The 22,145-nt window shown below is 67.9% G+C and carries 22 protein-coding genes and 1 tRNA gene; 9 read left to right on the top strand and 14 right to left on the bottom strand.

The features are described 5' to 3' along the window. Window positions 1-11: 11 nt before the first annotated feature. Window positions 12-938, bottom strand: coding sequence for an acetylglutamate kinase (argB, locus tag N7L95_RS10320; protein WP_301259735.1), 927 nt, complete (start codon window positions 936-938; stop codon window positions 12-14). Window positions 939-1,253: 315 nt separating this feature from the next. Here argB and N7L95_RS10325 point away from each other — a divergent pair, with 315 nt between their 5' ends. Together N7L95_RS10325 and N7L95_RS10330 are read left to right on the top strand one after the other, a co-directional pair. Further along, window positions 1,254-1,709, top strand: coding sequence for a DUF411 domain-containing protein (locus N7L95_RS10325; protein WP_301259736.1), 456 nt, complete (start codon window positions 1,254-1,256; stop codon window positions 1,707-1,709). A gap of 27 nt (window positions 1,710-1,736) precedes the next feature. After that, window positions 1,737-2,009, top strand: a complete 273-nt coding sequence (locus N7L95_RS10330) for a copper-binding protein (RefSeq protein ID WP_301259737.1) — start codon at window positions 1,737-1,739, stop codon at window positions 2,007-2,009. Window positions 2,010-2,056: 47 nt separating this feature from the next. Here N7L95_RS10330 and N7L95_RS10335 read toward each other — a convergent pair whose 3' ends face one another. Next, window positions 2,057-2,971, bottom strand: coding sequence for a LysR family transcriptional regulator (locus N7L95_RS10335; RefSeq protein WP_301259738.1), 915 nt, complete (start codon window positions 2,969-2,971; stop codon window positions 2,057-2,059). An 89-nt stretch (window positions 2,972-3,060) separates the two neighbouring features. On the opposite strand from N7L95_RS10335, the gene N7L95_RS10340 reads away from it, so the two are divergent. The 5 genes from N7L95_RS10340 (at window position 3,061) to N7L95_RS10360 (ending at window position 7,010) form a co-directional block, all read left to right on the top strand. Further along, the gene (locus N7L95_RS10340) at window positions 3,061-4,095 is read left to right on the top strand and encodes a zinc-binding alcohol dehydrogenase family protein (protein WP_301259739.1); all 1,035 of its coding nucleotides are present in this window, start codon (window positions 3,061-3,063) and stop codon (window positions 4,093-4,095) included. Between the two features lie 291 nt (window positions 4,096-4,386). Beyond that, window positions 4,387-5,139 (top strand): MarR family winged helix-turn-helix transcriptional regulator, encoded by a 753-nt coding sequence (locus N7L95_RS10345; RefSeq protein ID WP_301259740.1) that lies wholly within the window; start codon window positions 4,387-4,389, stop codon window positions 5,137-5,139. Continuing rightward, complete coding sequence (locus N7L95_RS10350) at window positions 5,136-5,897, top strand: hypothetical protein (RefSeq protein WP_301259741.1); 762 nt, start codon at window positions 5,136-5,138, stop codon at window positions 5,895-5,897. The genes N7L95_RS10345 and N7L95_RS10350 overlap by 4 nt, the downstream gene beginning before the upstream one ends. A gap of 40 nt (window positions 5,898-5,937) precedes the next feature. After that, window positions 5,938-6,180 (top strand): hypothetical protein, encoded by a 243-nt coding sequence (locus N7L95_RS10355; protein WP_301259742.1) that lies wholly within the window; start codon window positions 5,938-5,940, stop codon window positions 6,178-6,180. A 107-nt stretch (window positions 6,181-6,287) separates the two neighbouring features. After that, entirely contained in the window at window positions 6,288-7,010 is a 723-nt protein-coding gene (locus N7L95_RS10360) for an MOSC domain-containing protein (protein WP_435870074.1), read from the top strand. A gap of 9 nt (window positions 7,011-7,019) precedes the next feature. On the opposite strand, the gene bioD is transcribed toward N7L95_RS10360, so the two are convergent. From bioD to bioA, 3 genes are read right to left on the bottom strand one after another with little or no spacing between them, the layout of a single operon-like run. Then, on the bottom strand, window positions 7,020-7,736 hold the full coding sequence (gene bioD / locus N7L95_RS10365) for a dethiobiotin synthase (RefSeq protein ID WP_301259744.1): 717 nt from the start codon (window positions 7,734-7,736) through the stop codon (window positions 7,020-7,022). After that, window positions 7,733-8,941 carry an 8-amino-7-oxononanoate synthase gene (gene bioF / locus N7L95_RS10370; RefSeq protein ID WP_301259745.1) on the bottom strand — a complete coding sequence of 403 codons (1,209 nt, stop codon included), beginning with the start codon at window positions 8,939-8,941 and terminating at the stop codon, window positions 7,733-7,735. The genes bioD and bioF overlap by 4 nt, the downstream gene beginning before the upstream one ends. Then, window positions 8,931-10,328 (bottom strand): adenosylmethionine--8-amino-7-oxononanoate transaminase, encoded by a 1,398-nt coding sequence (gene bioA / locus N7L95_RS10375; protein ID WP_301259746.1) that lies wholly within the window; start codon window positions 10,326-10,328, stop codon window positions 8,931-8,933. Before bioA ends, bioF begins: the two co-directional genes overlap by 11 nt. Before the next feature lie 318 nt (window positions 10,329-10,646). Between bioA and N7L95_RS10380 the strand changes: the two genes are divergently transcribed. Continuing rightward, a complete protein-coding gene (locus tag N7L95_RS10380) occupies window positions 10,647-11,210 on the top strand; it encodes a phasin family protein (protein ID WP_301259747.1) in 564 nt (187 codons plus the stop codon). 75 nt (window positions 11,211-11,285) lie between these two features. Here the strand turns inward: N7L95_RS10380 and argJ are convergent, their stop codons facing one another. From argJ to petA, 9 genes are all read right to left on the bottom strand, one after another. Continuing rightward, a complete protein-coding gene (gene argJ / locus N7L95_RS10385; RefSeq protein WP_301259748.1) occupies window positions 11,286-12,515 on the bottom strand; it encodes a bifunctional glutamate N-acetyltransferase/amino-acid acetyltransferase ArgJ in 1,230 nt (409 codons plus the stop codon). A gap of 109 nt (window positions 12,516-12,624) precedes the next feature. After that, complete coding sequence (gene secA / locus N7L95_RS10390) at window positions 12,625-15,369, bottom strand: preprotein translocase subunit SecA (protein WP_301259749.1); 2,745 nt, start codon at window positions 15,367-15,369, stop codon at window positions 12,625-12,627. Between the two features lie 383 nt (window positions 15,370-15,752). After that, window positions 15,753-16,976, bottom strand: a complete 1,224-nt coding sequence (locus N7L95_RS10395) for a M23 family metallopeptidase (RefSeq protein ID WP_363324867.1) — start codon at window positions 16,974-16,976, stop codon at window positions 15,753-15,755. 210 nt (window positions 16,977-17,186) lie between these two features. Next, window positions 17,187-17,262: transfer RNA gene (locus N7L95_RS10400), tRNA-Thr, on the bottom strand. A 33-nt stretch (window positions 17,263-17,295) separates the two neighbouring features. Then, window positions 17,296-17,844, bottom strand: a complete 549-nt coding sequence (locus N7L95_RS10405) for a ClpXP protease specificity-enhancing factor (RefSeq protein ID WP_301259751.1) — start codon at window positions 17,842-17,844, stop codon at window positions 17,296-17,298. 12 nt (window positions 17,845-17,856) lie between these two features. After that, entirely contained in the window at window positions 17,857-18,468 is a 612-nt protein-coding gene (locus N7L95_RS10410) for a glutathione S-transferase N-terminal domain-containing protein (RefSeq protein ID WP_301259752.1), read from the bottom strand. Window positions 18,469-18,585: 117 nt separating this feature from the next. Continuing rightward, window positions 18,586-19,365, bottom strand: coding sequence for a cytochrome c1 (locus N7L95_RS10415; RefSeq protein ID WP_301259753.1), 780 nt, complete (start codon window positions 19,363-19,365; stop codon window positions 18,586-18,588). Window positions 19,366-19,385: 20 nt separating this feature from the next. Beyond that, entirely contained in the window at window positions 19,386-20,786 is a 1,401-nt protein-coding gene (locus tag N7L95_RS10420; protein WP_301259754.1) for a cytochrome b, read from the bottom strand. A gap of 30 nt (window positions 20,787-20,816) precedes the next feature. Next, the gene (gene petA, locus N7L95_RS10425) at window positions 20,817-21,413 is read right to left on the bottom strand and encodes a ubiquinol-cytochrome c reductase iron-sulfur subunit (RefSeq protein WP_301259755.1); all 597 of its coding nucleotides are present in this window, start codon (window positions 21,411-21,413) and stop codon (window positions 20,817-20,819) included. Between the two features lie 212 nt (window positions 21,414-21,625). Between petA and mscL the strand changes: the two genes are divergently transcribed. Next, window positions 21,626-22,072: a large conductance mechanosensitive channel protein MscL gene (gene mscL, locus N7L95_RS10430; RefSeq protein ID WP_301259756.1), complete on the top strand. Its 447-nt coding sequence runs from the start codon at window positions 21,626-21,628 to the stop codon at window positions 22,070-22,072. Window positions 22,073-22,145: the final 73 nt, after the last annotated feature.

Below are 22,145 nucleotides of genomic sequence, written 5' to 3' on the forward strand. Positions count from 1 at the left end.
CTCCCGCCCCCTCAATGGGAACGGATCATGGTGCCGTAGGCCTGCTCGGTGAGGATCTCCAGCAGCATCGAATGCGGCACCCGGCCGTCGATGATGTGCACCGAGTTCACACCGCTCTTGGCCGCGTCCAGCGCCGAGGCGATCTTGGGCAGCATGCCGCCCGAGATGGTGCCGTCGGCGAACAGCTCGTCGATCTCGCGGGCTGAGAGGTCGGTCAGCAGCTTGCCGGTCTTGTCGAGCACGCCAGGGGTGTTGGTCAGCAGCACCAGTTTCTCGGCTTTCAACACCTCGGCCAGCTTGCCCGCGACGACGTCGGCATTGATGTTGTAGTTCTCGTTGTGCTCGCCAAAGCCCAGCGGCGAGATCACGGGAATGAACTGGTCGTCCTGCAGCGCCTTGACCACCGAAGGATCGATGGACTCGATCTGCCCCACCTGGCCGACGTCATGCTCTTTGGACGGATCGTCCTTGTCGACCATCTTGAGCTTGCGCGCCCGGATCAGGCCGCCGTCGCGCCCGGTCAGGCCCACCGCCTTGCCGCCAGCGACGTTGATCAGGCCCACCAGGTCCTGCTGCACCTGGCCGGCCAGCACCCACTCGACGACCTCCATGGTTTCTTCGTCGGTGACGCGCATGCCCTGGATGAAGGTGCCCTTCTTGCCGACCTTGGCCAGCGCTTCGTCGATCTGAGGCCCGCCGCCGTGCACGACCACCGGGTTCATGCCGACCAGCTTGAGCAGCACCACATCCTCGGCGAAATCCTGCTGCAGGGCCGGATCCGTCATGGCGTTGCCGCCGTACTTGATGACGATGGTCTTGCCATGGAACTTGCGAATGTAGGGCAAGGCCTGCGCGAGGATTTCGGCCTTGTCGCGCGGGGCGATGTGGGCAAGGTCGGCCTGGTTGACGACGGCGGCAGCGGGGGGCTCAGTGCTCATGGAATCGGGACTCCGGAAGGAGGGACAGGAAAACGAACAAAACGTGGTGAGCGATTTTAGGGTCGCTGCGCCGACTCGCGCCGGCATCAGGAACTTCCTGCCCGATGCCGCTTGACCTTGCCACTGTGGCAAGCCCTATAGTGGCGTGGCGCCATGCCCCCTGTCGCGACGCCCGTGCTGGCGGCACGACGGCTTGCCGGTACAGACGCCGGCCCGCATCGCCTCCGCCGCCGCGCAGCCGGCGCGCTGTTTCGGCAGTGCATTGCCGGCGGGTGGACACGAGGGCGGCGCATCTGCTTCAGCCTGGAGTTCCTGATGACCCTGATCGCCCGACGCGGCCTGCTGGCCGCCTTCGCTGCCTGTGCGGCCCTGCCCGTCCTTGCCGCCACACCGTCCCGCCCCCATATCGAGGTCTGGAAGTCCGAGAGCTGCGGCTGCTGCCAGGGCTGGGTGGAGCACCTGCAGCGGCAGGGCTTCGACGTCACCGTGCGCCATGTCGAGGGCCCCGCGGACCAGCGGCGCCAGCTCGGCATGCCGGATCGCTATGGCTCCTGCCACACCGCACGGGTGCAGGGCTACCTGCTCGAAGGCCATGTGCCGGCGCGCGAGATCCACCGGCTCCTGAAGGAGCGGCCCGATGCGCTGGGGCTGGCGGTGCCGGCCATGCCGGTCGGCTCGCCCGGCATGGAAGTGGGCACCCGCAAAGACCCCTACGATGTGCTTCTCGTCACACGCAGCGGCCAGTCCTCGGTCTACCAAAGCTACCGCTGAAGCGTTGAGGGAAGTGAAGGAGAGACGATGAACAAGCTTTTCGCCGCCCTGCTGGCCCTGCTCGCCTCCGGCGCTGCACTGGCCCAGATGACCGAGGGCGAGGTCCGCAAGATCGACAAGGACAACGGCAAGATCACCATCAAGCATGGCGAGATCAAGAACCTCGACATGCCGCCGATGTCCATGGTGTTCAAGGCAGAGCCGGCCGGCCTGCTCGACAAGGTGCAGGTGGGCGACAAGGTGCGCTTCCGCGCCGAGAAGGTGGGCGGCACCTACACCGTCACCGCCATCGAGAAGTAAACCCTCCCCTGCCCGGCGCCCCCCTGTGCGCCGGCTGCGCGGCCCGTTCAGGGCAGCGGCCCCAGCGCCTCGCAGCAGGCGGCCAGGTGGTCCACCAGCGCTCTCACCCGAGCAGGAATGAAGCGGTTGCTCGGCAGCACCGCGTGCAGCGGTATGGCCTCGCCCTGCCAGTCGGGCAGCAGCCGCACCAGGGCGCCACTGAGCAGGTCGGCCCGCAGGTCGAGCTCGCTCTTGTAGGCGATGCCGTGGCCCTCGACCGCCCAGCGACGGGCGATTTCGCCGTCGTCGCACTGCCGGCGCCCCTCCACCCTCACCTCACACGCCGTGCCGCTCGACGCGTGCTCGAAGCGCCACAGGGTGTTGCGGCGGTTGCGCATGCGGAAGGTGATGCAGTCGTGCCCGACCAGTGCCGCCGGCTCCATCGGCATGCCGCGCCTCGCGACATAGGCGGGCGACGCGCAGGCCAGGCGACGGCAGTCCAGCAGCTTGCGCGCCACCAATCGGGAATCGTCCAGTTCGCCGTAGCGCAGCGCCAGGTCGACCTGGTCCTTCACCACATCCTGCAGCATGTCGCTGACGCTGAGGTTCAGCTCCACGCCGGGATGGCGTTCGAGGAAGGTGTCCAGCCAGGGCAGCAGCACATGGCGAGTCAGGTCGCTCGCGCCGGTGAGGCGGATGGTGCCGCTCAGCCGCCGGCCGTCCTCACCGACCTGGGCGGTGCCCTCCTCCAGCAGTTCCAGGGCACGCCGGGCGTAGTCACCCAGCACCTCGCCGGCCGGCGTCGGCCGCATCGCGCGGGTGCTGCGCTCGAAGAGGCGGGCGCCGATGCGGGCCTCCAGTCGCTGCAGCATGGCGCTGGCGGCAGCCGGCGTCACCTGCAGCAGCCGCGCCGCGCTGGACAGGTTGCCGCCGCCGACGCAGGCAACGATGAGGCGAAGCTCCTGGGTATTTTCAATCTTCATTTGATTCTTTTGATTTTATCGGCGCCTTATCAAGCGACGCTTGAATGCCGAGAATGCCTTCACCTTCACTCACTGCCCAGAGGCTGCCCATGAAAGCCGTTGCCTATACCCGCTGCCTGCCCGCCGACCATGCGGAAGCCCTGCTCGACCTGGAGCTGCCTGCTCCCGCACCCGGTCCGCGCGACCTGCTGGTGCGCGTGCAGGCCGTGTCCGTCAACCCGGTCGACACCAAGGTGCGCCGCAACCGCATCCCGGCCGAGGGCCAGCCCCAGGTGCTGGGCTGGGATGCGGTCGGCACGGTCGAAGCCGTGGGTGCCGCAGTGAGCGGCTTCCGCCCGGGGGACCGTGTGTGGTATGCCGGTGCCATCGACCGCCCCGGCAGCAATGCCGAACTGCAGTTGGTGGACGAGCGGATCGCTGCCCGGGCGCCTGCGACGCTGAGCGACGCAGAAGCCGCCGCCTTGCCCCTGACTGCGATCACGGCCTGGGAACTGCTGTTCGACCGCCTGCAGGTGCCGCGCACCGGCAGCGGCGCAGCCGCAACACCGGCCACCTTGCTCATCACCGGCGGGGCGGGCGGTGTGGGTTCCATCCTGATCCAGCTGGCGCGCCAGCTGACCGGCCTTACCGTGGTGGCCACCGCGTCACGGCCGCAGACCCGCGACTGGTGCCTGCAGCTCGGAGCCCACCAGGTGGTGGACCACAGCCAGCCGCTCGGGCCGCAATTGAAGGCGCTGGCCCTGCCGCCGGTGACCTATGTGGCCAGCCTCACGCACACGCCGCAGCACTACCCCCAGCTGGTGGAAGCCCTCGCGCCGCAGGGACGACTGGCCGTCATCGACGACTTCGCCCCGGGCGACATCGACGTGATGGCGCTCAAGGGCAAGAGCCTGTCGCTGCACTGGGAAATGATGTTCACCCGCTCGCTGCACCAGACGCCCGACATGGCCGCACAAGGCGAGCTGCTGGCTGAGGTAGCGGCCTTGGCCGATGCCGGACGCATCCGCAGCACGCTGACCGAGACCCTGGGCCGCATCGATGCCACCCACCTGCGCCGTGCACACGCCCTGCTGGAAAGCGGCCGCGTGCACGGCAAGGTGGTGCTCAGCGGTTTCGGCGAATGAAGAACGCCGACACGGACCGCCTCGCGCCTGGCCCTTGAATCACCCGCCGCCTGTGTCGCCTCCGGCACAGCTCAGGCAAGGACGGGTGCCGGTTGCACTGCAGCCTGCGCCGCGCCCGCTGGGCGACTCGTTGCGGCGCTGGTGGCTCATGCTGGTTGCTCATGCGCGTCGCTCGGTATCGCGACGCACGTCGCACGGTGCACGTCGCATCGCGCAGGCCTGCCGCGCCGCATCAAGGCCCGGCTGAAGGCAGACATTGACGTGCAATGTTAGTACTACTAACATTGCACCATGCCGTCGCCTTCACCCGCCCCCACCGCTTCTTCACAGCGCTTTGACGAGATCTCGCGCCCCGTGTCGGAGCAGCTCGCCCACGCGCTCCGTCACCTCGCGCAAGCGGCCAAGTCGGCAGCCTGGCGTGCGTGGGGCCCCCACAATGAACAACCGGTCAGCGCGACCCAGGGGGCGATCCTGTCCGCCCTGCTTCAGCGCGAGCATGACGCGGCGGTGACGCCCGGCATGGCGGCCGGCATGAAGCTGTCGGAGCTGGCGCGCCTGCTCAACGTCACCGCCGCCACCGCCTCGCAAAGCGTCACCTCGCTGCAAGCGCGCTCGCTGCTCAGCAAGCAGCCGGCCTCCGGCACGGCGCGGGCACTGGCGATCGGCCTCACCGACGGCGGCCGCCGCTTGGCCACGCAGCTGGCCGAGGCGGGCGACCCCTTGCAGACCGCCATGGCGGTCCTCTCGCCAGCGGAGCTGGAAACGCTCTACCTCTCGGCCCTGAAGATGATCCGCGCCCTGCAGCTCAGCGGCGAGTTGCCCGATTCCGGGCTGTGCCCCACCTGCCGGCACTTCGAGCCCAACCGCACACCGGATTCCGACACGCCTCATTTCTGCCATCTGGTGCAAGCACCGTTTGGCCATCGCCATCTGCGGCTCGCCTGCCCTGAGCATGCGCCCGCCGTTCCCGAAGTCCAGCGGGTCGTCTGGATGAAGTTCGCGGGAAGTTCGCTTCCCGCCTCCCGAGAAAGGAAGACGTCATGAAACGAAAGAGGCCGCGCTATGCGGCCGTGCGAGCCTGGGTGGCCCTGGGGTGGCTGTCGCTGGCCTGGTCCGCCGGCGCACATGAGCTCCAGGCAGCGAGCCAGGCCGCCGTCCACCCGTCCTGGGACGTGCTGCACGCCCGTGTCACCACCGAAGGGCGGCAGCTGGTGTTCCACATGCACACCCGCGGCCCGGCCGGCCGCGAGCTGCCGGCGCCCTCGGGGCGCTTCGGCGGTTCAGAAGTGGTGTCGTATGTGTGGCCCACCTCGCTGGACCCGGCCGCGGTGGGCTTCGAGGAGAAGGCGGGCATCCTGGCCTTCGCCGTGACTTCGCACCCCGACTTTGACGACACCCCCCTTTTCGACGAGAACGGTGACGGCAAGGTAGATAACGATGGTGCTCGGTGGCACAGCCATTGGGTCGTCCTGGTCAGGGACGACGCCTGCGGCAAGGACGCCCTGAAGGTGAAGGATATCCCAGAAGGCAGGACCCCTCCGTTGCCACCCACCTGGCCCGGGGTGCCGCTGCTGATCGACAGCCCGGGCTATGCGCCGGTCTTCGACGGCGGCAGCCTCACCGTGCGGGTGCCGATGGCCCGGCTTGGCGACTGGCAAGGTGCGCGCTTCGATGCAGTGACCGCGGCCCTGCGCGTCAATGCCAACCTGCATGCGCCGATGCTCTGCGTGCGCCAGGTCTTCAAGGTGGCCTCCGGCGACCTCAGCCTGCCCGGACGCATCAGCCCCGCCGCGCCTCGATGAACCCCTGTCACATTCAATTCACTTGAGTCTGGAGTCCTTCATGTACAAAGAATCTGCCACCTTCTATCACGCAGGTTGCCCGGTCTGTGTCGAGGCCGAACAGCAGCTGGCCACCGCCCTCGACCCCACCCGCTACGCGGTCGAGATCGTGCACCTCGGGGAGCAGCCGCAACGGCTGGCGCAGGCCAGAGAGGCCGGCGTGAGCTCGGTGCCGGCGCTGGTGGTGGGGGGCTTGCCCTTCCACATCAACTTCGGCGCCTCGCTGGCCGACCTGGGCGGCTGACGACCGCCACCCCGGGCCCTGCCTGTCCGGGCCCGGCTCTTGTTAACTTGGCCTGTCGGGGCCGGGCCCTGTTTCTTCGGCCCCGACAGGCCGGGCCAGTGTTTCCCTTGCATCCTTCCTTGCCTACGTCCATGACCATCACCTCCTGCATACAGCAACTGCGCATCGGCAGCCTGGCGCCCCTGCCCGGCCATGCCGGGGTGCCGAGTGGCATCGGCAAGCAGCCGGTGGCCGGCCCTTGCTGGATCTCGGCCGACGGCCTGCGGGGCGACCACCAGGGCGACCGCCAGCACCACGGTGGCACTGAAAAGGCGGTGCACCACTACCCGCTGGAGCACTACCCGGCGTGGCAAGCGGCCTATCCGGAGGCCGCCTGCCACTTCCAGCCGGGCGCCTTCGGCGAGAACCTGGTTGCCGCAGGCTGGACCGAGGCCAGCGTGTGCATTGGAGATGTGTTCGAGATGGGTGAGGCCCTGCTGCAGGTCTCGCAAGCCCGCCAGCCCTGCTGGCGTCTCAATGCCCGCTTCGGGCTGCCGGGCCTGGCGGCCGAGGTGCAGGCCAGTGGCCGCACCGGCTGGTACTACCGGGTGCTGCGGGTGGGCTGGGCCGAGGCCGGCACGGCCTTGCGCCTGCTGGAGCGGCCACACACTGCCTGGCCACTGGCGCGGCTGCACCGGCTGCTGTACGTTGACCGCAAGGACCGCGACGGCCTGGCCGCCATGGCTGCCTTGCCGGCCCTGAGCGCCCGCTGGCGACAACTGGCGCAGCGCCGACTGGACAGCGGGCAGGTGGAGGACATGAGCCGCCGCCTGCAGCCGCCACCCGCCTGAGTCACGCCACTAGGCCGCCGCCAGCCTCGACAACAGGGGCGCCACGTCGAGGCAGTCCGCCGCGGCCCGTGCGCTCGGCGCCTCTAGCCACGGCACCGTGCCGAGGTGGGGTGCGTCGAAGTGCCGCGCCAGCCGGGCCTGCAGCGTGGCCAGGTTCTCTTCGGTCCACGGCATCCGCGGATCGATGCGGTTCGCCACCCAGCCCGCCAGCGTCAGGCCGCGGGCCCGTACCGCCTGCGCGGTGAGCAGCGCATGGTTGAGGCAGCCCAGTCGCAGGCCCACCACCAGCACCACCGGCAGCGCCAGTTCGGCCGCCAGGTCATCGGTGCCCCAGTCGCCCGCCAGCGGCACGCAGAACCCGCCGACCCCCTCCACCACCACCACGTCGGCCTGCCCGGCCAGGCGGCGGGCACCGTCGATCAGGGCGGACGGCGAGATCGCCCGCCCTTCCAGGCGCGCCGCGATGTGCGGCGCACACGCTGCCTTCAGCAGGCAGGCGCAGACGGCCTCGCTCGGCAGGGGCGGCCGGCTCGCGGCGCACAGGGCAGCGACGTCTTCATTCACCTCCACCCCACCGCGCGCTTCGGTGCCAGCCGCCACCGGCTTGTAGCCGGCCGTGCTCAGCCCCTGGTCGGCCAGCGCCTGCAACAGGCCGCAGCTGACCAGGGTCTTGCCCACCTCGGTGTCGGTGCCGGTGACGAACAGCCCGCGTGGCACCGGCCTCATGCCAGCTCCCTGGCTGCGCGCTGCAGGCTGTCGAGCAGGCGTTGCACGTCCTCGTGGCGATGAGCGGCGCTCAGCGTGATGCGCAAGCGGGCGGTGCCGACCGGCACGGTGGGCGGCCGGATGGCCGGGACCCACAGGCCGTCGTCCTCCAGCCGGGCGGCCAGCGCCAGCGCGTCGGCGTTGCTGCCGACGATGAGCGGCTGCACCGCGGTGCTGGAGGCCGCCAACTGCCAGCGATGCCCGTGCAGCAGGCGGCCGAGCCCCTCGCGCAGCCCGGCAATGAGGCTCCGCAGGTGGGCACGCCGGCGTTCACCGTCCTCGCCCTGGATCAGCGCCAGGCTGGCGCACAGGGCATGCGCCACAGCGGGCGGCGCAGCGGTGGTGTAGATGTAGGTGCGGGCGCTCTGCACCAGCCAGTCGATCACGGTGGCATGCGCGGCGACAAAGGCACCTGCAATGCCGGCGGCCTTGCCCAACGTCCCGATGTAGATGAGGCGCTCGCTGCGCAAGCCGAAATGCGACAGGCTGCCCGCCCCCCGCTCGCCCAGCACGCCGAAGCCGTGTGCATCGTCCACCACCAGCCACGCATCGTGCCGATCCGCCAGCGCCAGCAGCCCGGGCAGCGGCGCAATGTCGCCGTCCATGCTGAACACCGCGTCGGTGGCGATGAGCTTGATGGGGCTGTCGCAGCCGGCCAGCAGCGCGTCCAGCGCCTGCAGGTCGCCATGCGGGTACTTGAGGACCTGCGCCCGTGCCAGCCGGGCGCCGTCGATCAGCGAGGCATGGTTCAGCGCTTCCGAGAAGATGGTGGCCTGCGCGTCGCCCAGGGCGGTGAGCACCGCCAGGTTGGCCATGTAGCCCGAGCAGAAGAACAGCGCCTGCGCTTCGGGCACCTGCGGCGCCAGCGCTGCGGCCAGCGCGTCCTCGAGCGCTGCATGGGCCGCGCCATGGCCACTGACCAGGTGCGACGCGCCGCTGCCCGCGCCGTGGCGGGCAGCACCTTCGGCAAGCGCGGACGCCAGCGCCGGATGGCCGGCCAGGCCGAGGTAGTCATTGCTGCAGAAGGCCAGCAGCGGGCGCACCTGGCCGTCGATCCCGCGGACCTGCTGGTGTGGCCCGCAGGGCGACTCGGCCGTGCGACGGCGGCGCCGCAGCGCCAGGGCCTGCCGCTCGTCCAGCTGGCGCCTGAGGTGGTCAAGCAGCATGGCGGCCATCCTTTCGCGGCAGCACCGCCTCGAGCGTGGCCAGCGTGCGCTCCGCCAGCCAGCCGGCCTGCACCTCATCGAGCACGTAGGGCGGCATGAGGTAGACGGTGTGGCCAATCGGCCGCACCAGCAGTTCATGCTCACGGCCGGCCAGGTGAAAGCGCTCGGCAAAGCGCGGCCCTGCCAGCGACTCCCGGACGTCGAAGGCCCAGATCATGCCGAGCTGGCGCTGCGCCTGCACCCGCGGGTCGTCATCCAGGGGTCTCAGTGCCTCGCTCAACGCAGCCGCGGCGGCCCGGTTGCGCTCGAACACCGGCTCCTCGTCGAAGCGGTCCAGCACCGCCAGTGCCGCACGGCAGGCCAGCGGGTTGCCGGTGTAGGAGTGGGAGTGAAGGAAGGCGCGAGCCGTCTGGTCGTCCAGGAAGCTGCGGTAGATCTCGTCGCGCACGAGCACCAGCGACAGGGGCAGGTAGCCGCCGGTGATGCCCTTGGACAGGCACAACAGGTCGGGCCAGGGGGGCTGCACCTCACCAGGCAGGGCGGCCTGCTCGAAGGCGAAGAAGCTGCCCGTGCGGCCGCAGCCCACCGCGATCTCGTCGGCGATCAGATGCACCTGGTAGCGGTCGCACAGTGCGCGCGCCTCGCGCAGGTAGAGCGGGTCGTAGGTCAGCATGCCGGCCGCGCATTGCACCAGCGGCTCCAGAATCAGGGCAGCGATGTGCTCGTGGCGTGCCTCCAGCAGCGCGGCCAGTTCCGCCGCCGCGCGGCGTGCCACATCGGCGCCCGTCTCGCCCGGCGCCGCCTGCCGTGCATCGGGCGACATGACGAGGTGGGCCCGCATCAACAAGGGATCGTAGGCGTCCCGGAACAGCTGCACATCGGTCACCGCGAGCGCGCCGATGGTCTCGCCGTGGTAGCCGCCGCGCAGGCAGACGAACTCCTGCTTGGCCCCGCGGCCCTGGTTGCGCCAGCTGTGAAAGCTCATCTTGAGCGCGATCTCGACGGCCGACGCACCATCGCTTGCAAAGAAGGCATGGTCCAGCACCCCGCCGGTGCGCCCGGCGAGCCGCTCTGCCAGCTGCACAGCCGGCATGTGGGTGCAACCGGCGAGCATCACATGCTCGAGCTCATCGAGCTGGGCCTTCAGGGCTGCATTGATGCGGGCATCGGCATGGCCGAAAAGATTGACCCACCAGGAGCTGATCGCATCGAAGTAGCGCCGTCCCGCATGGTCTTCGAGCCAGGGCCCGCGGCCCCGGGCGATGGCCAGCGGCGGCACCTCGCGCAGCCGCTGCATCTGCGTGCAGGGATGCCAGACGTGGGCGATGCTGCGCTGCTGCCACTGCACGTTGCGTGTGTCCGCCTCTGCCGGAGCATGTGCTGTCATCGGACCCTCCTGTGCCGAGCCCGGGGGGCCCGCAAAAAGCGTGCATCTTAGGAAGCGCCGCGAGCTGAGGCAAGACAAGCCACACGGCGAAGTTGCCACCCTTTTGGCGCACGTTCGCGACAAGATGCGGGCTGCGTCGGGCAAGCGACCGCCTTCTGCCTGCATCGGTGCAGCGCCCGTGCAGCGCGGTCGTTGTTTCCTCGCGAAAACAGCGGGCTGCGTGCAGGGGGAACACCCGGCTGGCGCTTTAGGCTGCCCCGCCTAGGCGGCCCTCCTATAGTGCCGGCATCGCCGGATGCATCGAAGTGAGGAGTACCGATGAGCAAGAAAGCGCGCAAGGCCGCAGGCAAGTCCACGCTCGCGGACCCCGCCACGGCCGATGCCTCGCTGGCCGTCACGGTGCGCGACTCCGCCCAGCAGATCTGGCTTGCGGGCCTGGGCGCCTTCGCCAAGGCACAGGCGGAGGGCAGCCAGGCCTTCGACGCGCTGGTGAAGGAAGGCGCCTCGCTGCAACGCAGGAACCAGGCCCTGGTAGCCGAGCAACTGGGCGAGATGGCGCAGCGCTTCAGCAGCGTCGCTGGTGAATTGACGCGCCAGGCAGCCCCTGCGTGGGAGCGGCTCGAGTCGATCTTCGAGACCCGCGTGGCCAAGGCCCTGACCCGGCTCGCCACTCCCAGCCGTCAGGAACTCGAGACGCTGCTCGCGCATGTCGAGCGGCTGGACCGCACGGTGGCCTCCCTGGTCGCCGCGAGCACGCCGGCCAAGACGATGGCGAAGGCCAGCCGTCAGCGGCGTGATGCCCGGCAAGCTGGCGAGGACGCCGCAGCCCCGGCAGCGCCGGCGGCACGCCGTGCCGCGGCACGCAAGCCGGTGGCCGGCTGACCGCCTTCGAAGCGCCGGTGGCCACCGGTATCACCGGCATGGTGGCGCCTTCGCGCCCAGCGATGCAGCCGCCGCTCAGCTGCGGTAGTCGGCGTTGATGCTCACGTAGTCGTGCGAGAGATCGCAAGTCCAGACGGTCGCGCTGGCGGTGCCTCGGCCCAGGCCGACCCGCACCGTGATCTCGCTTTGCTTCATCACCCGCTGGCCGTCGGCCTCCTGGTAGTCGGGATGGCGGCCACCCTGGCGGGCAACGTGAACATCGTCCAGGTACAGGTCGATGCCCGCCTGGTCGAGGTCGGCGATGCCGGCATAGCCGACCGCGGCCAGGATCCGGCCCAGGTTGGGGTCGCTCGCGAAAAAGGCCGTCTTCACCAGCGGCGAGTGGGCGATGGCGTAGGCCACCTGCCGGCACTCGTCCTCGTTGCGCCCGCCCTCCACCTGCACGGTGATGAACTTGGTGGCGCCTTCACCGTCGCGCACGATGGCCTGCGCCAGCTGAAGCGCCACCGCGGTGACCGCCTCGCGCAGCGCCTGGCCGTCGGCCGAGCCGAGGTCGGCGATTCGCGCATGGGCCGCCTTGCCGCTGGCCACCAGCACGAGTGAATCGTTGGTGGAGGTATCGCCGTCGATGGTGATGCGGTTGAAGGAAGCATCGGCCGCCTCGCGCACCAGTTGCTGCAGCGCCGCCGCGTCGATGTTGGCATCGGTGGCGATGAAGCCGAGCATCGTGGCCATGTTCGGGCGGATCATGCCGGCACCTTTGCTGATGCCGGTGACGGTGACTTCCTGGCCGCCGATACGCACCCGCCGGGAAGCCGCCTTGGCCACCGTGTCGGTGGTCATGATGGCTTCGGCGGCCTGGTGCCAGTTGTCTTCCCGCAGGTCGGCCAGCGCGCCGGGCAGGCCGGCCGCAATGCGGTCGTGCGGCAGCGGCTCCATGATCACGCCGGTCGAGAACGGCAGCACCTGCTCCGGCGCGAGTTCCAGGTGACGAGCCAGCGCGACGCAGGTCGAGAAGGCCCGCACCAGGCCATCTTCCCCGGTGCCGGCGTTGGCGTTGCCGGTGTTGATGACCATCGCCCGCGTGCCGACGCCCAGCGAGAGGTGCTTGCGCGCCAGCTGGACCGGGGCCGCACAGAAGCGGTTCTGCGTGAAGACGGCGGCGACCTCGCTGCCCTCGTCGAGCACGATCACCGTCAGGTCCTTGCGATTGGCCTTGCGCACGCCGGCCATCGTGATGCCCAGCCGGACACCGGCGACGGGGTGGAGTTGCTGCGGATCGGGAGCGGACAGGTTGACGGGCATGGACAGGCTCGGCTTCAAAAAGGACAACAGCGCATTGTAGGAGTCGTGCGCGACCGATCATGACAAAGGGCTCCCGAAGGAGCCCTTGCACAGCAGGCGACGGCGACGATCAGGACAGCCGGCCGTGGCACTGCTTGAATTTCTTGCCGCTGCCGCAGGGGCAGGGATCGTTGCGGCCAACCCGCTGCATGCCGGTGGCGGCCGTGGCGGGATCGGTCTCGCTCGCGACACTGCCGTCATCGTTCGGATGCGTGTAGGTCACGTTGGAGATGCTCTCGGCACGGTCCTCGATGGCTTCGGCGGCCTGCGCGATCTGCTGCTCGGACTGGATGCGCACCGTCAACAGCACCCGGGTGACTTCCATCTTCACCACGTCCAGCAACTGGGCGAACAGCTCGAAAGCCTCGCGCTTGTATTCCTGTTTCGGGTTCTTCTGCGCGTAGCCGCGCAGGTGGATGCCCTGGCGCAGGTAGTCCAGCGCGGCCAGGTGCTCGCGCCAGTGGGAGTCGATGGACTGCAGCAGCACCATGCGCTCGAACTGGGTGAACTGCTCCTTGCCCACCAAGCCCACCTTGCGCTCGTACAGCTCGTGGCCAGCCTTCACCACCCGCTCGACAATCTCCTCGTCGGTGATGGCCGAGCTCTTCTCGACGTCGGCCTTCAGCGGCAGCTCGATCTGCCACTCCTCGCGCAGCGTCTTCTCCAGCCCCGCCAGGTCCCATTGCTCCTCGACGCTTTCGGCCGGCACATAGGTGCGCACCACGTCGGTCAGCGCGCCCTCGCGCAGGCTGGCGATCTGGGCATTGAGGTCCTGCGCATCGAGGATGTCGTTGCGCTGCTGGTAGATGACCTTGCGCTGGTCGTTGGAGACGTCGTCGTACTCCAGCAGCTGCTTGCGCACATCGAAGTTGCGCGCCTCCACCTTGCGCTGCGCGCTTTCGATGGACCGGGTGACGATGCCGGCCTCGATGGCCTCGCCATCGGGCATCTTCAGGCGTTCCATGATGGCGCGCACCCGGTCGCCGGCGAAGATGCGCATCAGCGGATCTTCGAGCGACAGGTAGAAGCGCGAGGAACCCGGATCGCCCTGGCGGCCGGAGCGGCCCCGCAGCTGGTTGTCGATGCGGCGCGACTCATGGCGCTCGGTGGCGATGATGCGCAGGCCACCAAGGGCCTTCACCTGCTCGTGCAGGCCCTTCCACTCGTCCTTCAACTGGGCCGCGCGGGCCTGCTTCTCGGCCTCGCTCAAGGCCGGGTCGGCCTCGATGAGCTGGATCTGCTTCTCGACATTGCCGCCCAGCACGATGTCGGTGCCCCGGCCCGCCATGTTGGTGGCGATGGTGATCATCTTCGGCCGGCCGGCCTGGGCGACGATCTCCGCTTCGCGGGCGTGCTGCTTGGCGTTGAGCACCTGGTGCGGCAGCTGGGCCTTCTCCAGCAGGCCGGAGATCAGCTCGGAGTTCTCGATCGAGGTGGTGCCCACCAGCACCGGCTGGCCGCGCTCATAGCAGTCGCGGATGTCGGCGATGACCGCGTCGTACTTCTCGCGGCTGGTCTTGTAGACCAGGTCCAGCTGGTCCTTGCGCTGCATCGGCCGGTTCGGCGGGATCACGACCGTCTCCAGGCCGTAGATCTCCTGGAACTCGTAGGCCTCGGTGTCGGCCGTGCCCGTCATGCCGCCCAGCTTGGCGTACATGCGGAAGTAGTTCTGGAAGGTGATGGAGGCGAGCGTCTGGTTCTCGGCCTGGATCTTCACGCCTTCCTTGGCCTCCACCGCCTGGTGCAGGCCGTCCGACCAGCGTCGGCCGGACATCAGGCGGCCGGTGAACTCGTCGACGATGATCACCTCGCCGTTCTGCACCACGTAGTTCTGGTCGCGGTGGTAGAGGTGGTTGGCCCGCAGCGCTGCATACAGGTGGTGCATCAGCGTGATGTTGGCCGGGTCGTAAAGGCTCGCGCCTTCGGCCAGCAGGCCGGCCTGGGCCAGGATGCGCTCGGCATTCTCGTGGCCGGCCTCGGTCAGGAAGACCTGGTGCGTCTTCTCGTCCACGGTGAAGTCGCCGGGCTCGATCACGCCTTCGCCGGTGCGCGGGTCGGCCTCACCGATCTGCTTCTTCAGCAGCGGCACGATCTTGTTGATCTCGAGGTACAGCGCTGTCTGGTCGTCCGCCTGGCCGCTGATGATCAGCGGCGTGCGGGCCTCGTCGATCAGGATGGAGTCCACCTCGTCGACGATGGCGTAGTTGAGGCCCCGCTGCACGCGATCGGCGGTCTCGTAGACCATGTTGTCGCGCAGGTAATCGAAGCCGAACTCGTTGTTGGTGCCGTAGGTCACGTCGGCCGCGTAGGCGGCCTGCTTGTCCTCGCGCGGCATCTGCGGCAGGTTGACGCCGACGCTCAGACCGAGGAAGTTGTAGAGCCGCCCCATCCACTCGGCGTCACGACGGGCCAGGTAGTCGTTCACCGTCACCACGTGCACACCGCGGCGGCTCAGCGCGTTGAGGTAGACCGGCAACGTCGCCATCAGCGTCTTGCCTTCGCCGGTGCGCATTTCGGCGATCTTGCCGTTGTGCAGCGCCATGCCGCCGATCAGCTGCACGTCGAAGTGGCGCATCTTGAGCACCCGCTTGCCGCCCTCGCGGACCACGGCGAAGGCTTCCGGCAGCAGGTCGTCCAGCGTCTCGCCCTTGTCGAAGCGGTTGCGGAATTCCTCGGTCTTGCCGCGCAGCTGCTCATCACTCAGCTTCTCGAATTGCGGCTCCAGCGCGTTCACCTTCTCCACCACACGCCGGTATTGCTTGAGGAGTCGATCGTTGCGACTGCCGAAAATCTGGGTGAGAAGCTTGGGCAACATGCGGATAGGTTCTTGGATGAAAAGAGCGGCCCGGGGAGCCGAGGCCGGCGGCGCGCTGGGCGCGCCGTCGCAACCGTGGCATCGCGCAGGGGCCGCCGCCTGTGAGTGTCAGCGCAGGTGAGGCCTGCCGCGTGCTTTGCAAGCCGGCCATGCCAGGCCGGCTGCTGCATGCCGCGGGAGGGACCGCTCCAAAAGCGTTGGAGTTTAGCACCGGGGAACAGGCGCTCAGAGCCGCCCCTCCGGCGCCCGATACCGGCCGGTGGCCGGCCGCAGCGGCCACTCTTGCCGGGCGCCGATCCGGTCGGCGCCAGTGGCTCGCGCGCCCGGACGGTGTCCGGTCCCGTGATCCGCTGCGGTGGTTCTGCTGCGACGCGGCCGGGCTCTCAGTGGGCGGCCGGTGCGTCCTGTGCCGGCGCGGCGGCCGTCACCTCGTCGTGACGATGGGACGGGGGCGCCACCTCGTCGTGACGATGCGACTTGGCCGCCACCTGCTCGCCGGCCTTGGCCCGCGGGCCGCTGGCCAGGAACTTCGCCGGGTCCTGATGCACGCCGTTGAGGATGACCTCGAAGTGCAGGTGGGGCCCGGTCGAACGCCCGGTGGAGCCGAGCTGGGAGATGACCTGCCCGCGCTTGACCAGGTCGCCTTGCTGCACCAGCAGCTTGGACGCATGCGCGTAGCGCGTCACCAGGCCGTTGCCGTGATCCAGGTCGATCATGTTGCCGTACTGCGGGTGCAACTCCGCCCGCACCACCACGCCGCCGGCGGCGGCCTTGATCGGCGAGCCCGTCGCGCCGGGAAAATCGAGGCCGGTGTGCAGCGCCGAACGGCCCGAGAAGGGGTCGGAGCGGAAGCCGAAGCCCGAGCTGGTGGGCCCTTCGACCGGTTTGGAATTGGGCACCATCAGCGATTTCATCTGCTCCTCGAAGAGGCGCGACTCGATCAGCGTGAAGACATCCGCGCGTTGCGCGGAGACGTTGTCAAGCAGGTCGATGGCGCGGTTCAGCTCGGTCAGCGAAGGCTTGTCGCTCGGCACGAACGGGCCGCCCTGCGCGCCGGCCGCCTTGTCGGCCGGCTTCAGCGTGGCGCTGTCCTCAAGCTTCAGGTCTTCGGGCTTCAGCCCGGCCAGGCCGGACACGCGCTCGCCGACCGCCTCGAGATGGATCAGCTTGGCCTGCATTTCGCCGACACGTTGTGCCATCGCGTCGAGGTTCTCGCGCATGAACCGATCGCGCTGGGCGAACTCGTCCTTGACGACCAGCTTCACGAGGGAGCTGACCACCGGCCAGCCGTCGCGGGCGGCCTTCAGGAAAATGAAGTGGTAAACGGCAGCCGAAAAGGTCAACATCAGCGCGGACAAGACGAGCACCAACAAGCCCATCTGCCACGGGCCGACTTGCAAGACGCGGGTCTGTGCCAGTCGTCCATGTGTGATCATGATCTGCATCGATACACTCCTGCCATGACTCAACGCGCCGACCGCACGCTTGCCTTCCATGAGGCCCTCAGCCGCCATGCGGGGCTGAAACGCCTGCAGGAACTGATGCGCGAGTCGAACGAGCGCTTCGCGGTGGTCCGCCCTCTCCTGCCTCCCGCCCTCGCGGCCCATGTCAAACCCGGGCCTGTGGATGAGCAAGGATGGTCCTTGTTGGCCCCCAACGGGGCGGCCGCAGCCAAGCTGCGGCAGTTGCAACCCCGCCTTGAGGAGGCGCTTCGGTTGCGTGGCTGGCAGGTTAGCGCGATCAGGGTCAAGGTTCAATCGGGGTGAGACCCCGAGCCGAAACCGGCCGTAACCCGTGAGTAAGCCTTCACGAAACGCTGGTGCCGGCTATCCGACTCGAACGGATGACCTACCGCTTACAAGGCGGTTGCTCTACCAACTGAGCTAAGCCGGCATGTCGGTGCCTCGCGGCACCGGCAAGGCGATTCTACTTGACCCGTTTCAGCGAAGGCCGGCCGCCGGAGGGCGGCGGCGGCTCGGTCGAGCCGTCTTCACCGGTGGGTGGAGCGGAGCGCTCCTCGGGAACGACAGGCGCCAGCTTCAGGCCGGGCGACGTCTCATGCCGGGGCGGCTGTGGGGCCTCGGCCTCCGAGTCGGCGGCCTCGGCCGGCTCGGCCAGCGAGGCAGCCGCATGCTCGCCGGGCATCGGGAAGGCCATGCCCTGCCCGTTCTCGCGGGCGTAGATGGCAATCACATGATCAACCGGCACGATGATGTCGCGCGGCACGCCGCCGAAGCGGGCGCGGAATTCAATGAAATCGTTGCCCAACTGCAGGCCGCTGGTGGCGTCGAAGCTGACGTTGAGAACGATCTCGCTGTTCTTCACATACTCCATCGGCACCTGCACCGACCGGTCGACGAACACGGCCAGGTAGGGCGTGTAGCCGTTGTCGGTGCACCAGTCGTGCAAGGCACGGATCAGGTAGGGCCGCGTGGAGCTGCCCGCGGAACCGCCGGTCGATTGCAGATTGCTCATGTGGAGGACGCCTTACTTGCGCATCACCTTCTCGGACGGCGTCAGCGCCTCGATGTAGGCAGGCCGAGAGAAGATCCGCTCGGCATACTTCAGCAGCGGCGCGGCATTCTTCGACAGCTCGATGCCATAGTAGTCGAGGCGCCACAGCAGCGGCGCGATCGCCACGTCCAGCATGGAGAAATCCTCACCGAGCATGTACTTGTTCTTCAGGAAGATCGGCGCCAGCTGGGTCAGACGGTCGCGAATCTGCGAGCGTGCCTTCTCGAGCTGCTTGTCGTTGGGCTTCATGCCGCGCGACTCGAGCACGTTGACGTGGGTGAACAGCTCCTTCTCGAAGTTGAGGAGGAACAGGCGCACGCGGGCACGGGCCACCGGATCGCCGGGCATCAGCTGAGGATGCGGGAAGCGCTCGTCGATGTACTCGTTGATGATGTTGGACTCGTACAGGATGAGGTCCCGCTCCACGAGGATGGGCACCTCGTTGTACGGGTTCATCAAGGCGATGTCTTCCGGCTTGGCGAACAAGTCCACGTCGCGGATTTCGAAGTCCATGCCCTTTTCGAACAGGACGAAGCGGCAACGGTGGGAATACGGGCAGGTAGTACCGGAGTAAAGCACCATCATGATGGCGTGCTCCTTGAGGGGCGAGGTTGACTCAAAAACACAAACGGAGTGGGCGCTGGTCAGTCACCCACTCCGAGCGGTGCAGCAAGGCCGTTCAGGCGATGCTGCTGCACCGGATCACTTCACGTCTTTCCAATAGGCGGCATTCAGGCGCCAGGCGATCACGGTGAAGAACGCCAGGAAGATCAGGACCCACACGCCGAGGCGGATGCGGTCGTTCTGCGCCGGCTCGCCCATCCATTGCAGGAAGGCGACCAGGTCGGCGACGGCCGCGTCGTACTGCTGCGGCGTCATCGTGCCCGGGGTCAGCTGCTCGAAGCCGACGAACTTGTGGTGCGTCTTGCTCGGGTCGTGCGGATCCTTTTCCTCGACGTACTTGGCGGCGCGCTGGCCCTGCAGCTCCCACAGCGCGTGCGGCATGCCGACGTTCGGGAAGGCCAGGTTGTTCCAGCCGGTCGCCTTGGTCTCGTCGCGGTAGTAGGTGCGCAGGTAGGTGTAGAGGTAGTCGGCACCGGTGCCGGCATGGCCGGCACGCGAGCGGGCGATGACGGTCAGGTCCGGCGGGGTGGCGCCGAACCAGTCCTTGGCCTGCTTCGGGTCCATCGCCACCTTCATCGTCTCGCCGATCTTCTCGGTCGCGAAGGTCAGGTTGTTCTTGATCTGCTCTTCGGTGAGACCCAGGTCGCGCAGCCGGTTGTAGCGCATGAAGGCTGCCGAGTGGCAGTTCAGGCAGTAGTTGACGAACAGCTTGGCGCCGTTTTGCAGCGCGGTGCGGTCCGTCAGGCGCTCCATCGGAAAGCGGTCCCAGGGGATGCCGCCTTCGGCCGCCTGGGCGCCCGACGACATGCCGAGTGCAAAGGCCATCGAGGCCAGCAGGGAGAGGATCAGTTTTTTCATCGTGCTTTTCTCCGGCGTGCTCAGTGGGCGGCGTAGACGACCCGATTGGGCACCGGCTTGAAGGTTCCGATGCGGCTCCACCACGGCATCAGCAGGAAGAAGCCGAAGTAGAACAGCGTGCCGACCTGGGCCACCAGCGTGCCGATCTCGGACGGCGGCTGGATACCCAGGTAGCCGAGGACCAGGAAGTACACGACGAAGACGCCGTACAGCCAGCTGTGCCACTGGGGACGGTAGCGGATCGACTTGACCGGGCTGCGGTCCAGCCAGGGCAGGAAGAACAGGATCACGACCGCGCCGCCCATCACCACGACACCCCAGAACTTGGCGTCGAAGGTCTTGAGCATCGCCACCGCGACCAGGGCGCCGACCAGGGTCGCGACCTTGCCCTTGGCATTGAAGCCGCCCTTGAGCACGCCGAGGATGGCACCCAGCGCCACCACCACGCACAGCACGGTGACCATCGGGTCGGTCGTCGCGCGCAGCATCGAGTAGAACGGCGTGAAGTACCACACCGGGGCGATGTGCGCCGGCGTCTTCAGCGGGTCGGCCGGGATGAAGTTGTTGAACTCCAGGAAGTAGCCCCCCAGCTCCGGCGCGAAGAAGATGATCGCGGTGAAGACCATCAGGAACACCGACAGACCGAAGATGTCGTGCACGGTGTAGTACGGATGGAAGGGGATGCCGTCCAGCGGGCGGCCGTTGGGGCCCACGGTGTCCTTGATCTCGACGCCGTCCGGGTTGTTCGAGCCCACTTCATGCAGCGCGATGATGTGCGCCACCACCAGGCCGATCAGCACCAGCGGGATCGCAATGACGTGGAAGCTGAAGAAGCGGTTCAGCGTCGCGTCCGAGACGACGTAGTCGCCGCGGATCAGCAGCGCCAGGTCCGGGCCCACGAAAGGCACGGCGGCGAACAGGTTCACGATCACCTGGGCACCCCAGTAGGACATCTGGCCCCACGGGAGCAGGTAGCCGAAGAAGGCCTCGGCCATCAGGCACAGGAAGATCGCGCAGCCGAACACCCACACCAGCTCACGCGGCTTGCGGTACGAGCCGTACAGCAGGCCACGGAACATGTGCAGGTAGACCACCACGAAGAAGGCTGACGCGCCGGTCGAGTGCATGTAGCGGATCAGCCAGCCCCACGGCACGTCGCGCATGATGTACTCGACCGAGGCGAACGCCAGGTTGGCGTCCGGCTTGTAGTGCATCACGAGGAAGATGCCGGTGACGATCTGGATCACCAACACCACGAGGGCGAGCGAGCCGAAGATGTACCAGAAGTTGAAGTTCTTGGGCGCGTAGTACTCGCCCACGTGCTCGTTGTAGAGCTTGCTCAGCGGAAAGCGGTTGTCGATCCAGTTGAGCAGCTGCTGGGCGGGCGTCGCGTTTGCCGGCGCTTCTTTGAATTTAGCCATGGGGTGTCACCTCAAAGTACTGCGTGGGCTTCAGGCCTTCTTGTCCTCGCCGATCAACAACTTGTTGTCGGAGAGGTACATGTGCGGCGGCACTTCGAGGTTGTCCGGCGCGGGCTTGTTCTTGAAGACGCGCCCCGCCATGTCGAAGGTCGAGCCGTGGCAGGGGCAGAGGAAGCCGCCCTGCCAGTCATCAGGCAGCGACGGCTGCGCACCAGGCGCGAACCTGGCGGTCGGCGAGCAGCCGAGGTGCGAGCAGATACCGACGCCGACGAAGATCTCGGGCTTGATCGAGCGGTACTGGTTCTTCGCGTACTCGGGCGTGGGGTACTGGGTGCGCGCCGAGGTGGGGTCGGCCACCTGGGCTTCGGTGTGCTTCAGCCCCTCGAGTTGCTGCGGGGTGCGTTTGATGATCCACACCGGTTTGCCGCGCCACTCGACGGTGGTCATCTCGCCGGGTTGCAGGCCGCTGATGTCCACCTCGACGGCGGCACCGGCGGCGCGTGCTTTTTCGGACGGCTGGAAGGTGCTGACGAAGGGAACGGCAGTGGCGACGCCACCGACGGCACCCGCGCCACAGGCAATGGCCACCCAGGTCCGGCGGCCTTTGTCCACTTGCTGGTCACTCATGGGGATCCTCAGAAGCACTTCTACAGTTAGGGGCAACCTGCAATTCTAGCCGACAGGCCCCCGAGGAAACCAGTACGGCAGCCGCCGGCCGTCCGCTACCGGCCGGAAGGCGCCACCCGGCCAGGGGCTTTCCCGACATACCTGAGCAATACTTCAGGTCGTTGCGGCGGGGACTGCCCCGCAATTCGCAAGCCCACCACAGGAGCCGCTACATGGGATTCGTGAAAGAGTTCAGGGAGTTCGCCATCAAGGGCAACGTGATCGATCTCGCCGTCGGCGTGATCATTGGCGGCGCCTTCAGCAAGATCGTCGATTCGTTGGTCGGCGACGTCATCATGCCGGTGGTCAGCCGGATCTTCGGTGGCCTGGACTTCTCGAACTACTTCATTCCGCTGGCCGGCCAGACGGCCGCCACCCTGGCCGAGGCGAAGAAGGGCGGCGCTGTGTTCGCCTACGGGAATTTCATCACGGTGGCACTGAACTTCCTCATCCTCGCCTTCGTCATCTTCCTCATGGTGAGGCAGATCAACCGGCTGAAGAAACTCCATGCAGCTCCCCCGCCCCCGGCCGCGCCGCCTGAACAGGTGGTGCTGCTGCGCGAGATCCGTGATGTGCTCCAACGCGGCACGACGGACAGCCCAAAAGGCAACCAAATGTAAATCGCTGTCACATGCCGGCGAGGGATGGCGAACTGTTCACGGTCGCGGCGCGCCCGGGACGATGCCGAGTTCG

It is taken from the genome of Eleftheria terrae (assembly GCF_030419005.1).
GTDB classification, from domain to species: domain Bacteria; phylum Pseudomonadota; class Gammaproteobacteria; order Burkholderiales; family Burkholderiaceae_C; genus Caldimonas; species Caldimonas terrae.